Below are 15,040 nucleotides of genomic sequence, written 5' to 3' on the forward strand. Positions count from 1 at the left end.
AGTTGAACGCGGATCAACGCGTCTATTACCGGGACATGAATTGTCGCTGCAGCGTTTGCGGCACACGCGGTGGTTCTTAGGCTTGGAATCACGTTTTGCCGAGCCACAGGAGTAGCCATGTCCCGTTCCACCCGTTTCGCCGCTGGCCGCCGCCCCGCAGTGCGCGCCGCTGTCGCCCTCACCGTTTCGGTCGCCCTCGCAGTCAACCCAGCACCCGCGGTCGCGCACGGCGGTCACCCTGAGCCGGCACCAGCCCCGGCGCCCGCTCCGCAGCCGGCCGCGGCACCCGCGCCCGCTATCCCAGGGCTGAACGACCTGTCGTCGCTGCCGTTCGACCTGGAAGGCCTCGGGCAGCGTGAGGTGAATATCGGTGGGGTCACGGTGCCGGTGCCGGCGGCGCTGGCGGGTGTCGTGGCCGCAGCTGCGGTGCTCGGCGGTCTCAGCTTCGTGATCATCCAGGCGATCACGGGAGCGCTGCCGGGTTCTTCGAAGGGGGACAAGGATCAGCCCGCACCAGCGGAGCCGATGAAGGCGGAGTACGCGAACCGCTTCGATTTCAGCGCCGTCAACGATGATCCGGCTGCTGGAGGGTTCAGCGGCATCGACGAGGTCGCGCCGGGCCGCTACGTCGTGCTCTCCGACGACAAGAACGAGCACGGCCCGGTCCGCGCTTATGTCTTCACCACGACGGACCACAAGACATTCACCCGCGACGGGGTCATCGAGTTCACCGATCCGGAGGGCAAGGCCTACGACGAGTTCATTGACCCGGAGGAAATCCGTGTCCTGCCGAACGGCAATTTCCTGTGGACCACGGAGGGCAACGGCAAGCCCGGTCAGGTCGTCGCGCCGCAGCTCATCGAGTCCGCGCCTGACGGCAAGGAAATCCGCCGCATCGACGTGCCGGGCTACCAGGTGCCCAACGGCGTTTCCACGCGCGGCATCTACAACAACAACGGGCCGGAGGGCATGACGCTTATCGACGGCGGCCGCACGGCCGTCACCGTCGAAGAAAACGCCCTCGCCCAGGATGGCGCGAAGAACTCGGAGAAGGACGCATCGGTCAACCGCATCACCTTCTACGACCTGGAGAGTGGCAAGCCGACCCGCGAGCTCGTTGTCAAGCTCGAAGCCGGACGTGGCGCGACGTCGCTTTTGGCAGACGACAACGGCGATCTCTACATGCTGCAGCGTGGCTTCTTCAAGGACCTGGGCGAAAACGGCGAGAACAAGGCTGAGATCTACAAGCTCGATCTCGACGGCGCCGATGACGTCCTGGGCAAAGAAAAGCTGGCCGGCGATGAGAAGACGGTGTCCAAGGAGCTCGTCTTCGATTTCGCCACCGAGAAGCCACACCCGGACAACGTCGAGGGGCTGGCATGGGGGCCGCGCACCGAGGACGGGCGCCGCACCCTGATCGTCGTCTCGGACAACAACTTCAACGAGACTCAGACTACGTACTTCCACACCGTCCTGGTCCCGTAACTCGCGGGCGTCAGCGCGAGGAACGCACGGTCAGCACCAGTAGCGCGGCCAAGACGCAGGCAACCGTGCAGGCCTGGTAGAGGCCGGGGTAACCGCCCAGATACCGCAGGCCAGCGGCGGCGAGGAGGCCCGCGATCATATTCGCGGAGCCCTGCGCCAACGTCATGATGGACACATCGCGAGCACGGTTGACCTTCGACGGCAGGGACTCATTGATCATCGCTTGCTCGACGGAGGTGAACAAGCCCCACGACAACCCGAGCAGAACAGCGGCGGTGATCGCGGCTTTCAGGGTGCTCACGAAAGCCATCAACTGTGTTCCAGCGGCCATCGCCACCGCCGCGGCGACGAAGAAGATCTTGCGGCGTTGGAGTTTGTCGGACAGGGCACCGCTTGCGGCCGCGGCGGCCATGGTGACCACGGCGAAGATGACGGTGAGGATGAGGACCCAGATATCAGGGTCAGCGACGCGGATGTGGTCGCGGAGGTAATAAAGCAGGTAGAACAACGCGGTGTATTGCGTGGCATGAATGACGAAGCGCGCGAGGAACACAGTGGCGTAGTTCCGGTAGGCATTGAGCGGCAGTCGCTCCAGCTCGGCATCCGGGTCGAAGACGACAGTGCCGAGCTCAGCCTGGTCGTCGAGGGTCGACTGGTTGGCGGCGGCATCGATCGCGCCGGGGCCGAAACCGAGTTGGATCACCATCCCGAAAGCGAGTCCCGCGATGACGATGTACGCCCAGTTCAGCGGGAGAAGGCTCGCAAGCGCAGTTCCGCCCACCAGCCCGAGAACGTAGGTGACGCCGAGGACACTGGAGATGACACCGAAATGCTTCTGCGGAACGACATCGGCAGTGATGGTCAACAGGTTGTTCGTCATGAACGCGACGAAGCATTGCACCAGGCACCACAGGGCGACCAACGCCCAATATCCGGGAGTCGCGGACATCGCGAGCATGCCTATCGACGCCAGCGGTACCGCCACCAAGATCCACGGGAAGCGTTTGCCCCAGCGGCGGGCCCAGTCAGATGCCGTCGATAAGCGCGAGCGGTCGGAGATGAACCCTACGACGAGGCTGGTGGCCACGGAGGATGCGCCGCCGCACATCATGAGAAGTGCGAGTGCGCCCTCGTGGCTGCCGGGGCGGACCGCGAGCATCTGGTTGGCCAGCAACAGTTGCGACGGGCCGGCCCACACGAGGCACGTGCCGATATAGGCGAGGGCGAATTTCCAGAAGAAGGCCTTTGGGTGGCGTTCCGCGATGGTCGTCACAGTGGTTGTCACGGTGGCAGTCACAGTGTTTACCTGCTTGTAGCTTCCCGGTACTGCGCATCGATCGCCGGGGTCAAAGCGTCGGCGCGGATGATGTCACGCAGCATGCGCGCGGCGGGTTTGACGTGCCGGTCGAGGTTCTCGTCGAGTCCGACGACCCCGAAGTGCTGCGCCATGCCCTCGGACCACTCCCAGTTGTCCACGAAGCACCAGTGGTAGTAGCGCTCGACGGGCACCCGGGACTGCGGCGTTCCGTCGGGTGCATCCAAGCCTGAATTCAAGCGGGCGAGCTCCTCGAGGTGGTCGAGAATGAAGCCGCACCGGAAGGACTCGCTGTTGTCGGCGGTGCCGTTCTCCGTGATCCAGATCGGCAGAGCGAATTCTTTAGCCAAGTGAGTGGAGACGTCGACGATGCCGCGCGGGTAGATTTCCCAGCCGAGGTCGTTGGTGGGGCGGCCGGGGAAGGTGGCGTCGTCAAAGCCTTTGACGGCGGTGCGGGAATAGTAATTGATGGCGATGGCGTCGACGAAGCGTTTCGTCGTCTTCGGCGTCCTGGTCAGCGCGGCGGCGGCTTTGGCGCGGGTGATGAAGTCCTTGTCGAGTGCTTTGGGTCGGCCGATGAGCGGCAGGAAAATGCCGCGGTAAAAAGCCTTTTCCATCGCGCCTTGGAAGAGATGCTCGACGATCGGGGTGATGAACCGATGGATCGGGTTGCGGGGGTTCATCGGGGCGAAAACGCGCTTGTGGTGCGCGAAGGTGACGCGGACTGTACGGCCGGGAGCGTCGAGGCGACGGTGGATCCGCTCGTAGGCGAGCAGGTGCGCCGCAGCCATGTTTTGCAGGACCTTCCTGATCTTCACGAAACCGCCGGAACCAGGGGGTTGGGATCCGAATAAGAAGGCTTCGGAGGCATAGACATTGGGCTCGTTGAGGGTGACCCAGTCGTCGATAAGCTCCCCCATGTAGTCGAGCACCACGTCGACGTACGCGAGGAACCGCTCTACGATGTCCGGGTTGGTCCAACCGCCGCGGCGCTCGAGCCACAGCGGTTGCCCGAAGTGGTGGAGGGTGACCAGTGGTTCGATGCCTTTCGCTTTGAGGTCGCGAAACTCCTCGGCGTAGCGTTCGAGCGCTTCTGTGTCGTATGCCCCGGGTTCGGGCTCGATGCGAGACCATTCGACGCCGACGCGGGCAATGGAGAATTCAAGTTCCGCCATGAGTTCGTTGTCCTCCCGCCACCGTGTCCAGTGATCGGTGGTGGGGTGGAGGCTGGTGCCGTCCTTGATATGTCCGGCGTTGGCCCACTGCGTCCAGTTGCTGGGGCGTGGCGAGCCTTCGATCTGCAGGCCGGCCGATGCCGTGCCGATGCGCATCCCGTTCAGCGGGATCTCCATTCTTCCTCGTGGCATGGTCTCACCCTAAAGACCGCTTATCGACGCCGACGTGAATCCGTGGAACCCGACCCCAAAAATGTTTTACGCACCTACGTTTGGGGGTGAAACTAGATAATTTTTTTGGTACTAATAAGCGTTTTCTCACGAATTCGCCCGCCCCGTCTTAATGTGTCGCAGGACACATTTATTCGGTTGAGATGGAGTTTCAATGACGAAGAAATTGGGCGGAATTCTGGTCGCGGCGGCTCTGACCGCGTCTGTCATGACTGGCGCGGGCGGTATCGCAAAGGCGGAAGACAGCTTCTATAACACCACCGATGTCGCGCCGGGCACTCCGGGCGAAATCTTGAAAGAGAAGACGGTGCCGTACTCCAATGTCTTGGGCTCGGCTGATTCTGATCTTCCGAATGAAGCGACCAAGATCATGTACACCACGACCGACGCGAATGGCGAGCTCGTTCCGGTGACCGGGTACGTGGTCGAGCCGACCTCTAAGTGGCGGGGCAAGGGGCCGCGTCCCACCGTCGTTATCGGGCGCGGAACGGTGGGCCAGGGCGACCAGTGCGCCCCGTCTCGCAACTGGCCGTTGGACGGGCAGCCGAATCCGATCGAGTCGAAGCGCACGGTGAATATGGAGGGCCTCTACGACTTCGCGCTGTCGAAGTACGGCGTCCGCGTCGTGGTCACCGACCTCGTGGGAATGGGCACCGAGGGTGTGCATACGTACATGAACCGCCTCGATCAGGCGCACGCGATGCTGGATGCCGGACGTGCGGTGAAGAACCTGGTCGGGGAGGAGGACTTCGGCAAGATCGGTTTCTACGGCCACTCGCAGGGCGGCGGCGCCTCCGCGGCGGCGGTGGAAGAAGCGCGGAATTACTACAGTGCCGATGAGCAAGCCAATGTCGCCGGCGCCTACGCCTCGGCGCCGCCGGCGAACCTCTACGAAGTGGCCCGCAATATCGACGGGTCCGACCTCTCGGGCGCCATCGGGTTCGCGATGAACGGCATGGTCGAGCGGTACGACGGCTTCGACGATCTCCTGGACAAATACCTGAGCGAGGACGGAAAGAAGGTCCTGGAGACCTTCAAGAATTCCTGCACCAACGAGATCACCTCCGAGCCGTACGCGTACATGACCACCCGTGACTGGACGAAGGACGGGCGCTCGCTCGAAGAAATCCTCAAAGAGCCGGACATGGCGACGGCCCTGGCGAGGATGAGGGAGCAGGAAATCGGCAACGGCTCTCCCGTCGCACCCGTCATGGTGATCAGCGGGCGCTACGACCGTCAGGTGGAGTACCGGCAGGCCCGGAACCTGGCCATGAAGTGGTGCACCGTCGACGATGCCAAGGTGGTCTACCGTGATGACGTCGTTCCTGAAATTGAAGACGGCATGAAGAATCACCTCGTGCAGGCGCTGAGCGGCCCGACCTTCGGCTTCAGCTTCATGATCGACCGATTCAATGACAAGCCGCTTGCCGACGACCAGGTGTGCGCGAATTTCAACGGCAACGAGGACCCTTACGGTTCGGGCGTGGCAATGAGCTCCCACCTGTCGTCACTGCCGCTGAGCAGCAAACTCGTGCCCGACAGCGCCCCGGAATCTGGCCCTAGTTCCGGTGTGGACGGCTCCGGTATCCGCTCGCCGGAAGGTATTCTCGCGACCATCATCATCGCCGTGCTCGGCATGGTCGGTCTCGGTGTCGGCGTGGCATGGCCGGCCCTGAGCCAGATGCTGAAGTTTTAGGGGATGAAGGGGGCAGGCGGGGAGTCACTAAGCAATTTGTGCATCTGGTGCGCTGACCTGTATGGTTGACCAACGGTTCTGCGCGCGCATGCTGCGTGTGTCAGATCCGCATTGAACGTATACATCCAACTTTGTTGCAGGCCCCCCGCCAAAATGCGGACCGTATGAAGGGTGGCGGCGAGCACTTCCGTTATTAAGCGGTAAGGAGCGCCCACTGTTTGAGTTTGGAAACATGCCGGTGACGGTGTGATTCGGACTCGTAGTAGCCCCCGACAGAACACACGGATAACGCGAGTCCCATGCATCAACGATGCGCCGGGACAAGGTGGGTTACGGGAACCGCAACGAGAAAGGTAAACGGTCAACCATGACCATGACAGATCCCATTGCGGACATGCTGTCTCGCGTGCGCAACGCTAACAATGCGCACCACGAGACCGTGTCTATGCCCTCCTCGAAGTTGAAGGTCAACATCGCGGAGATCCTCAAGCAGGAGGGCTACATCGCTGACTACAAGGTTGAGGACGCAAAGGTGGGCAAGACCCTCTCCCTCGACCTGAAGTACGGCCCGTCCCGTCAGGCTTCCATCGCTGGCCTGCGCCGCGTGTCCAAGCCGGGCCTGCGCGTGTACGCCAAGTCGACTGACCTGCCGCAGGTTCTCGGCGGCCTGGGTGTGGCAATCATCTCCACGTCCCAGGGTCTGCTCACGGACCGCCAGGCCCAAGAGAAGGGTGTAGGTGGGGAAGTCCTCGCCTACGTCTGGTAAAGGGAGGTTGAACAGATATGTCTCGTGTAGGTAATGCACCTATCGCAATCCCCAACGGTGTCGAGACCAAGATCGACGGCCAGCTCGTTGAGGTGAAGGGCCCGAAGGGCACCCTCTCCGTTGACGTCCCGGCTCCGATCACCGCTGCCGTTGAAGAGAACCAGATCGTGGTTTCTCGCCCGAATGACCACCGCGACAACCGTTCGCTCCATGGTCTGTCTCGTTCGCTGATCAACAACTGCGTTGTTGGCGTGACCGAGGGCTACAAGATCAACATGGAGATCTTCGGTGTCGGCTACCGCGTGCAGCAGAAGGGCAAGGACCTTGAGTTCTCCCTCGGCTACTCGCACCCGATCCTCATCGAGGCTCCGGAGGGCGTCACGTTTGCTGTTGACGGCAACACGAAGTTCTCCATCGAAGGCATTGATAAGCAGCTGGTTGGCCAGATCGCCGCGAACATCCGTCGCCTCCGCAAGGATGACCCGTACAAGGGTAAGGGCATCCGTTACGAGGGCGAGCAGGTTCGCCGCAAGGTCGGAAAGACGGGTAAGTAATCCATGAGCACTGAAGAAAAGACTACTCAGAAGCGCACTCCGGTCGGCCGGGATATTGCTACCCGCCGCCGTGAGGCCCGCGTCCGCCGCCACAACCGCATCCGCAAGACCCTGCGTGGCACCCCGGAGGCACCGCGCCTCGTTGTGCACCGCAGCTCCCGCCACATGCATGTCCAGGTCATCGACGACCTGGCCGGCCACACCCTCGTGTCCGCTTCCTCCATGGAAGATGCAGTGCGCACCCTTGAGGGTGACAAGAAGGCGAAGGCTGCCAAGGTTGGCGAGCTCGTTGCTGAGCGCGCCAAGGAAGCTGGCATCGAGACGGTCGTCTTCGACCGTGGTGGCTACAAGTACCACGGCCGCGTCGCCGCGCTTGCCGACGCCGCCCGTGAAGGTGGTCTGAAGTTCTAATGACCACCGCAGACGAAACTCAACGGAAGGATCGCGACATGGCCGAGCGTGAACGGCGTGACGGCGGAGCATCCGCCGACGACCAGAAGAACCAGAACAACAACGACCGCGGTGGTCGCAACGACCGCAACGATCGCGGCGGCCGTGGTGGCCGCGGCGGACGCCGCGATGACCGCCGTGGCGGTGCACAGGACGAGCGCGATAAGTACATCGAGCGCGTTGTCACCATCAACCGTGTTGCAAAGACCGTCAAGGGCGGCCGCAACATGTCCTTTACCGCCCTCGTGGTGGTCGGCGACGGCCAGGGCATGGTCGGCGTTGGCTACGGCAAGGCAAAGGAAGTTCCTGCCGCAATCCAGAAGGGTGCAGAAGAGGCTCGTAAGAACTTCTTCCGCGTCCCGATGATCGGCGGCACCATCCCCCACCCGGTACAGGGCGAGGATGCTGCAGGCGTAGTTATGCTGCGTCCGGCTGCTCCCGGTACCGGTGTCATCGCCGGCGGCGCTGCCCGTCCGGTGCTCGAGTGCGCCGGCATCCAGGACATCCTGGCTAAGTCGCTGGGTTCCGACAACGCCCTCAACGTGGTCAAGGCCACCGTTGCTGGTCTGAAGGAACTTGTGCGCCCCGAGGAAGTTGCCGCTCGTCGCGGTAAGTCCATCGAGGAAGTCGCCCCCGCACGCATGCTGCGTCAGCGCGCAGGACAGGAGGCTTAAGCACAATGGCACTGAAAATTACACTTCACCACGGTCTGATCGGCGAGAAGCCGCTCACCCGTAAGAATCTCGAGGCTCTGGGCCTGCGCAAGATCGGTCAGTCCGTGACTAAGCAGGACAACGCCGCAACCCGCGGTCAGATCCTCAAGGTGGCCCACCTGGTCACCGTTGAAGAAGTAGCAGGGGAGTAGGTACTGACATGGCTGACATCATCAAGCTCCATGATCTGCGCCCGGCTGAGGGTGCAAACAAGGCCAAGACCCGCGTCGGCCGCGGTGAGGCTTCTAAGGGTAAGACCGCAGGTCGCGGTACGAAGGGCACCAAGGCTCGTAAGCAGGTTTCCGCTGCTTTCGAGGGTGGCCAGATGCCGCTGCACATGCGTCTGCCGAAGCTGAAGGGCTTCAAGAACCCGAACAAGGTCGTCTACCAGGTTGTCAATGTTGCAGACCTGGCAAAGGCCTTCCCGGAGGGTGGCTCTGTCACCTCCGCGGACATCGCTGCAGCTGGCCTGGTTCGCAAGAACCAGCCGGTGAAGGTGCTGGGCGACGGTGAGATCTCCGTCAAGCTCGACGTCACCGCAGAGAAGTTCTCCAAGTCCGCATCTGAGAAGATCGCGGCTGCTGGCGGCTCCACCACTGAGGTTGCTGCCAAGGCTGAGGAGACCAAGGAGGACTAATTCTCCTTGAGCTGAACTCCCCGTTCGGTAGTGCTAATGCACTAACCGGCGGGGAGTTTTCGCATTGTGTGGCTTTTGTTTTAACCAAGCAACCGGGAACGATTGGATGGTTGACGGGGGAATAGTAGTTTCACGGAGCTACCTGGTAGGGTGGACGAGTCAAAATATGTCCATCGCCCCCGCGGGGTGGTGCGGCATCAACGTACGTTATCTACTGTCCGCTGCCTTCCGTGTGGACGCGGAGTTTGAAATAAGCTCCGGCCCTCAAGTGGGAAGGTGCCAGGAGGCCACGTGTCAGCCATTGTTCAGGCATTCAAAGACGCCGATCTACGCAAGAAGATTCTGATCACCCTTGCTCTGATCATTCTGTACCGCATCGGCGCTCAGATCCCGACTCCGGGTGTTGATTACGGAATCATCGCCGAGCGTCTCAGCGCTCTGTCTGAGGGCAATGAGGCGAATATCTTCTCCGTGATCAGCCTCTTCTCCGGTGGTGCGCTGCTGCAGTTGTCGATCTTCGCGATCGGCATCATGCCGTACATTACGGCGTCGATTATCACGCAGCTGCTCACCGTCGTGATTCCTCGTTTCGAGGAATTGAAGAAGGAGGGCCAGTCTGGCCAGGCGAAGATGACGCAGTACACGCGTTATCTGACAGTGGCCCTGGCGCTGTTGCAGTCTGCCGGCATCGTGGCTCTGGCAGACCGTGAGCAGCTGCTGGGCCAGGGCGTGCCGGTGCTCGTGGAGGACCGCTCGCTGTGGACCTTGGCAATGATGGTCATTGTGATGACGTCGGGTGCTGTCCTGATCATGTGGCTTGGTGAGATCATTACAGAAAAGGGCGTCGGCAACGGCATGTCCCTGCTGATCTTCGCTGGTATTGCTACGCGCCTGCCTACCGACGGTGCGAATATCCTGCGTCAGTCCGGCCCGGTGGTCTTCGCTGTTGTCATCGCAGCTGTGATCCTCCTGGTCGTGGGCATCGTGTTCATCGAGCAGGGCCAGCGCCGTATCCCGGTGCAGTACGCAAAGCGCATGATCGGTCGCCGTCAGTACGGTGGCACTTCCACCTACCTGCCGCTGAAGGTCAACCAGGCTGGTGTTATCCCGGTGATCTTCGCGTCCTCGCTGATGTACGTTCCTGTTCTGATCACCCAGATCATCAACTCGGATAAGCCGACCCCGCCGGATAACTGGTGGATGTCTACCGTGATCGCGTGGCTGCAGAACCCGGCGTCCTGGCAGTACATTCTCACGTACTTTGCCCTGATCATTTTCTTCTCCTACTTCTACGTCTCCATTCAGTACGACCCGTACGAGCAGGCAGACAATATGAAGAAGTACGGTGGTTTCATCCCGGGTATCCGTCCGGGCCGCCCGACGGCTGAGTACCTGGCATTCGTGATGAACCGCCTGCTCTTCGTCGGTGCGATCTACCTCGGCCTGATCGCGATCCTGCCGAATATCGCGCTGGATCTTGGCCTCACTGGCGGTAGCGGAAACGGAGGAACTATGTCTGCGTTCGGTGGTACGGCTATCCTGATTATGGTCTCCGTGGCCCTGACCACGGTGAAGCAAATTGAATCCCAGCTACTGCAATCCAACTACGAAGGACTGTTGAAATAATGCGTCTCGTTCTCCTCGGCCCTCCCGGTGCCGGCAAAGGCACCCAGGCAGCGATTCTCTCGGAGAAGCTGAATATCCCGCACATCTCCACCGGTGACCTGTTCCGCGCCAATATTGGTGAGGGCACTCCGCTGGGCAAGGAGGCGAAGGAGTACATCGACGCGGGCAAGCTCGTGCCCACCGATGTCACCGCACGCATGGTGGAGTCCCGTCTGAAAGAGGAGGACGCCAAGAACGGCTGGCTTCTCGACGGCTTCCCGCGCACCGTTGAGCAGGCAGAGATCCTCCAGGATCTGCTGTCCCGCAATGGTCAGAAGCTCGATGGCGTGCTGAACTTCCGCATCGATGAGGATGTCGTTGTGGAGCGCATGCTCGCTCGCGGCCGCGCTGACGATAACGAGGATACGATCCGTACTCGTCTGCAGGTTTACCGCGATGAGACTGCACCGCTGATCGACCACTATGGCGATGCCATCATCAACATTGACGCTGAAGGCGATGTTGATGAGGTCAATGCACGCGCTATGGAGCGCCTGGAACGCTAAGTCGCGCTACAGAGAACACAACTAGAAAGAACCACAATGCTGTTCGGCCGCAAGAAGTCCATCCCTGCGAAGACTCCGGGGGAGCTCGACGCGATGGAGGCGGCGGGACGCATTGTCGGTATCGCGCTGCAGGAAGTGCGTAAAGCCGCAGCGCCCGGGGTCACCACTGCTGACCTCGATGCCGTCGCCGAGGATGTGATCCGCGGCCACGGCGCTCTTCCGACGTTCAAGGGCTACCAGGGTTTCCCGGGTTCGATCTGCGCATCCGTTAATGATGTCGTGGTACACGGCATTCCAAGCACCGACATCGTTCTCAAAGAAGGCGACCTAGTTTCCGTGGACTGCGGTGCTACTTTGGACGGCTGGGTTGGGGACTCGGCGTGGAGCTTCGGGGTGGGGGAGCTGACAGAAGACGTCGATAAGCTCAATCGCGCAACCCGGCAGGTGCTGCTCGAAGGCATGCAAGCGATGGTTCCAGGCAACAGGCTTACCGACGTCTCCCATGCCCTCGAACTGGCCACCCGCAAGGCTGAGGCTGAATTCGGTATTGAACTCGGCATTCTCGACGGCTACGGCGGGCATGGCATTGGCCGTGAAATGCACGAAGACCCCTACTTACACAATGAAGGTCGCCCGGGCCGTGGCCCACTTATTGTGGCTGGATCGGTCCTTGCTATTGAGCCGATGCTAATTCTCGGTGGCGAGACTGATTCCGTTGTTTTGGATGATGACTGGACCGTCGTGACTGCCGATAATTCCCCGGCGGCGCACTGGGAACACACCGTTGCCGCAACTGAGGATGGCCCCCGCATTCTGACCCCACGTGAGGGATAAGCGACCCGCGACATACTGCCTCACTCCCAGATTTTCCTCGGCGGGGGTTATACTTCTTGCCATGTCGTACACACCGCGCCATGCGTTTGAAACGAAGATGACCCGCTTCGCCCGCCGGGGAGCCTCACTGTTGACGGGTGTTGGTCTGGCCGCAGCACTCGTGGTCACGCCGCCGACCGCAGAGGCAGCACCGGCACTGCCGGCTGCATCTTCCGCTGGTTCCTCGCAGTTCCTGCAGCAGGCTGAGAAGAGCTTGCAGGCTGCGTCGATGAACCTGAACAACAGTGCTCGCAATGCGGTGTGGGATGCACGCAATGCACTGCGCGCGCAGGCTACCGCGATCTCCCGTGGCAACAAGGCGCAGGAGAAGGAACTCCACGCTGGCATCGACCGGATCGTCGAAGCGATGGCTCCAGGCCTGATCGCTGAGAAGACCCCGAAGCCGAAGCCCAAGCCAAAGCCGGCCCCGAAGCCCGCTCCGAAACCGGCACCCAAGCCGGCCCCGAAGCCGAAGAACCAGCCGTCTGGCTGCGCACCGTCGGCACGCGCGTGCGTGGATATCAAGAATCAGCGCACCTGGCTGCAGCGCAACGGCAAGATCACCTATGGTCCGGTCCGCATGTCTTCCGGCAAGCCGGGGCAAGAGACCCCGAAGGGCTTCCACTACGTCAACCGCAAGGTCAAGGACGAGATCTCTTACGAGTTCAATAACGCCCCGATGCCATTTGCTACGTACTTCACCTACAACGGCATCGCATTCCACCAGGGCGATCCGTCGATCAAGTCTGCTGGTTGCATCCGTATGTACCGCGGCGATGCGCAGACCTACTTCAACTCGCTGCAGATCGGCGACCAGGTCCACGTCTTTTAAAACCTAGTTTCAGCGACAGGCCTTTAAGCCACTTGATCGAATCCTCCCGGATGCTCAACAACGAGCGCGGGAGGATTTTGCTTTCCCGCAGGTAGACGGATAAAGTGGTCTGGTGGTGCGTGCGGGAAAACCCCAGCGCACTACATGCAATTGACTCAAATACGTTAGACACCTGCTGTTTTGCATGACATTCGTCAGGTAAATACGCAGCAAAATAGGTGTCGGGAAAGCGGAGTGTATGGCTAAAGAAGGCGCAATCGAGGTCGAGGGTCGCATCATCGAGCCCTTGAAGAACGCGATGTTCCGTGTCGAGCTTGACAACGGGCATGAGGTTCTCGCCCACATCAGTGGCAAGATGCGCCAGCACTACATCCGCATCCTCCCCGAGGACCGCGTCGTCGTGGAACTGTCCCCGTACGACCTGGAACGCGGACGTATCGTCTACCGCTACAAGTAAATTCTCCACCGAGAATTTCCCTGTAGGGGAATCACAGACACTCCGAGTCAGGCGCAACTGACCTAAGCCTCCTTACTCTCGGACCCACATGTCGCACCTGGTGTGTGACAGTCACGGTCCATGCAACCTCTGGCTGCGGTGGCTGGAGCCACGTGAATCACGGCCCAATAGTCCGGTACGGTCCGGACACAAGTGCCGCGTGGCGTGGACGAGTTGGGAGAAAACCACCGAAACAACCTGAAAGGCACGTACCACATGGCACGTCTAGCTGGTGTGGACCTTCCGCGCAATAAGCGCATGGAGGTTGCACTTACATACATCTACGGAATCGGCCCTGCCCGTTCCAAGGAGCTGCTCGAGAAGACGGGCATCTCTCCTGACCTGCGTACCGACAACCTGACTGATGATCAGGTCGCCGCTCTTCGTGATGTCATCGAGAACTCGTGGAAGGTCGAGGGTGACCTCCGCCGCGAGGTTCAGGCTGACATCCGCCGCAAGATCGAAATCGGCTCCTACCAGGGCCTGCGCCACCGTCGTGGACTGCCTGTCCGCGGCCAGCGCACCAAGACCAACGCGCGTACCCGCAAGGGACCGAAGAAGACCATCGCAGGAAAGAAGAAGTAATCTATGGCTGCTAAGACTCGTTCTGCTGCGCGCCGCTCTGGTCGCCGCGTAGCAAAGAAGAATGTGGCCTCGGGCCACGCGTACATCAAGTCCACCTTCAACAACACCATCGTGTCCATCACGGACCCGAGCGGCGCTGTGATCTCCTGGGGATCCTCCGGCCACGTCGGCTTCAAGGGCTCCCGTAAGTCCACCCCGTTCGCTGCTCAGATGGCTGCCGAGAATGCTGCCCGTAAGGCAATGGACCACGGCATGAAGAAGGTCGACGTTTTCGTCAAGGGTCCGGGCTCCGGCCGCGAGACCGCTATCCGTTCGCTCCAGGCTGCCGGCCTGGAGGTGTCCTCGATCTCGGACGTGACGCCGCAGCCGTTCAACGGTTGCCGTCCGCCGAAGCGTCGTCGCGTTTAACTGGTGAGAAAGGAAAAGAGGTAATACATCATGGCTCGTTATACCGGCCCTGCTACCCGTAAGTCTCGCCGCCTTCGCGTCGACCTGGTCGGCGGCGACATGTCGTTCGAGCGTCGTCCCTACCCTCCGGGGCAGGCTGGCCGTGCTCGCATCAAGGAATCTGAGTACCTGCTGCAGCTCCAGGAGAAGCAGAAGGCTCGTTACACCTACGGTGTGATGGAGAAGCAGTTCCGTCGTTACTACGAGGAGGCTAACCGCCTTCCGGGTAAGACTGGTGACAACCTGCTGATCTTGCTGGAGTCCCGTCTGGACAATGTTGTGTACCGCGCTGGTCTGGCACGTACGCGCCGTCAGGCTCGTCAGCTGGTGTCCCACGGTCACTTCACGGTTAACGGCAAGAAGACCAACGTGCCGTCCCACCGCGTGACCCAGTACGACATCATCGATGTGCGTGAAAAGTCCCGCAACATGCTCTGGTTCGAAGAGGCTCAGGACGCGCTGGTCGACTCTGTTGTCCCGGCGTGGCTCCAGGTCGTCCCGGAGACGCTGCGCATCCTCGTGCACCAGCTGCCCGAGCGCGCTCAGATCGACGTTCCGCTGCAGGAGCAGCTCATCGTCGAGCTTTACTCGAAGTAAGATTGAGGCTCCGCGCA

18 protein-coding genes are annotated in these 15,040 nt (G+C 61.1%); 16 read left to right on the plus strand and 2 right to left on the minus strand.

Annotated features, from left to right (window positions below; all coding sequences use genetic code 11):
• Window positions 1-117: 117 nt before the first annotated feature.
• Window positions 118-1,485 carry an esterase-like activity of phytase family protein gene (locus Q0X21_RS03105; RefSeq protein WP_297850282.1) on the plus strand — a complete coding sequence of 456 codons (1,368 nt, stop codon included), beginning with the start codon at window positions 118-120 and terminating at the stop codon, window positions 1,483-1,485.
• Window positions 1,486-1,495: 10 nt separating this feature from the next.
• Here the strand turns inward: Q0X21_RS03105 and Q0X21_RS03110 are convergent, their stop codons facing one another.
• Both Q0X21_RS03110 and Q0X21_RS03115 read right to left on the minus strand, forming a co-directional pair.
• A complete protein-coding gene (locus Q0X21_RS03110) occupies window positions 1,496-2,770 on the minus strand; it encodes an MFS transporter (protein WP_297850283.1) in 1,275 nt (424 codons plus the stop codon).
• Window positions 2,771-2,787: 17 nt separating this feature from the next.
• Window positions 2,788-4,167 (minus strand): glycoside hydrolase family 1 protein, encoded by a 1,380-nt coding sequence (locus Q0X21_RS03115; RefSeq protein WP_297850284.1) that lies wholly within the window; start codon window positions 4,165-4,167, stop codon window positions 2,788-2,790.
• A gap of 193 nt (window positions 4,168-4,360) precedes the next feature.
• Between Q0X21_RS03115 and Q0X21_RS03120 the strand changes: the two genes are divergently transcribed.
• From Q0X21_RS03120 to rpsD, 15 genes are all read left to right on the plus strand, one after another.
• The gene (locus Q0X21_RS03120) at window positions 4,361-5,902 is read left to right on the plus strand and encodes a lipase family protein (RefSeq protein ID WP_297850285.1); all 1,542 of its coding nucleotides are present in this window, start codon (window positions 4,361-4,363) and stop codon (window positions 5,900-5,902) included.
• Between the two features lie 367 nt (window positions 5,903-6,269).
• Window positions 6,270-6,668: a 30S ribosomal protein S8 gene (rpsH, locus tag Q0X21_RS03125; RefSeq protein WP_034664241.1), complete on the plus strand. Its 399-nt coding sequence runs from the start codon at window positions 6,270-6,272 to the stop codon at window positions 6,666-6,668.
• Window positions 6,669-6,685: 17 nt separating this feature from the next.
• Complete coding sequence (rplF, locus tag Q0X21_RS03130) at window positions 6,686-7,222, plus strand: 50S ribosomal protein L6 (protein WP_297850287.1); 537 nt, start codon at window positions 6,686-6,688, stop codon at window positions 7,220-7,222.
• Window positions 7,223-7,225: 3 nt separating this feature from the next.
• The gene (gene rplR / locus Q0X21_RS03135; protein ID WP_297850288.1) at window positions 7,226-7,633 is read left to right on the plus strand and encodes a 50S ribosomal protein L18; all 408 of its coding nucleotides are present in this window, start codon (window positions 7,226-7,228) and stop codon (window positions 7,631-7,633) included.
• 38 nt (window positions 7,634-7,671) lie between these two features.
• The gene (gene rpsE / locus Q0X21_RS03140) at window positions 7,672-8,346 is read left to right on the plus strand and encodes a 30S ribosomal protein S5 (protein ID WP_297850329.1); all 675 of its coding nucleotides are present in this window, start codon (window positions 7,672-7,674) and stop codon (window positions 8,344-8,346) included.
• A gap of 5 nt (window positions 8,347-8,351) precedes the next feature.
• Window positions 8,352-8,537, plus strand: a complete 186-nt coding sequence (gene rpmD, locus Q0X21_RS03145) for a 50S ribosomal protein L30 (RefSeq protein ID WP_297850289.1) — start codon at window positions 8,352-8,354, stop codon at window positions 8,535-8,537.
• Window positions 8,538-8,545: 8 nt separating this feature from the next.
• On the plus strand, window positions 8,546-9,022 hold the full coding sequence (gene rplO / locus Q0X21_RS03150) for a 50S ribosomal protein L15 (protein WP_297850290.1): 477 nt from the start codon (window positions 8,546-8,548) through the stop codon (window positions 9,020-9,022).
• 291 nt (window positions 9,023-9,313) lie between these two features.
• Window positions 9,314-10,648, plus strand: a complete 1,335-nt coding sequence (gene secY, locus Q0X21_RS03155; protein ID WP_297850291.1) for a preprotein translocase subunit SecY — start codon at window positions 9,314-9,316, stop codon at window positions 10,646-10,648.
• A complete protein-coding gene (locus tag Q0X21_RS03160) occupies window positions 10,648-11,193 on the plus strand; it encodes an adenylate kinase (RefSeq protein WP_297850292.1) in 546 nt (181 codons plus the stop codon). Before secY ends, Q0X21_RS03160 begins: the two co-directional genes overlap by 1 nt.
• A 36-nt stretch (window positions 11,194-11,229) precedes the next feature.
• Window positions 11,230-12,027 carry a type I methionyl aminopeptidase gene (gene map / locus Q0X21_RS03165; protein WP_297850293.1) on the plus strand — a complete coding sequence of 266 codons (798 nt, stop codon included), beginning with the start codon at window positions 11,230-11,232 and terminating at the stop codon, window positions 12,025-12,027.
• Between the two features lie 61 nt (window positions 12,028-12,088).
• The gene (locus Q0X21_RS03170; protein ID WP_297850294.1) at window positions 12,089-12,898 is read left to right on the plus strand and encodes a L,D-transpeptidase; all 810 of its coding nucleotides are present in this window, start codon (window positions 12,089-12,091) and stop codon (window positions 12,896-12,898) included.
• Between the two features lie 238 nt (window positions 12,899-13,136).
• Entirely contained in the window at window positions 13,137-13,355 is a 219-nt protein-coding gene (gene infA / locus Q0X21_RS03175) for a translation initiation factor IF-1 (protein ID WP_076599143.1), read from the plus strand.
• Window positions 13,356-13,610: 255 nt separating this feature from the next.
• Window positions 13,611-13,979 carry a 30S ribosomal protein S13 gene (gene rpsM, locus Q0X21_RS03180; protein ID WP_005286639.1) on the plus strand — a complete coding sequence of 123 codons (369 nt, stop codon included), beginning with the start codon at window positions 13,611-13,613 and terminating at the stop codon, window positions 13,977-13,979.
• 3 nt (window positions 13,980-13,982) lie between these two features.
• Entirely contained in the window at window positions 13,983-14,387 is a 405-nt protein-coding gene (rpsK, locus tag Q0X21_RS03185) for a 30S ribosomal protein S11 (protein ID WP_297850296.1), read from the plus strand.
• A 30-nt stretch (window positions 14,388-14,417) separates the two neighbouring features.
• The gene (gene rpsD, locus Q0X21_RS03190; RefSeq protein WP_297850297.1) at window positions 14,418-15,023 is read left to right on the plus strand and encodes a 30S ribosomal protein S4; all 606 of its coding nucleotides are present in this window, start codon (window positions 14,418-14,420) and stop codon (window positions 15,021-15,023) included.
• Window positions 15,024-15,040: the final 17 nt, after the last annotated feature.

This window comes from uncultured Corynebacterium sp. (assembly GCF_947253065.1).
GTDB lineage: Bacteria > Actinomycetota > Actinomycetes > Mycobacteriales > Mycobacteriaceae > Corynebacterium.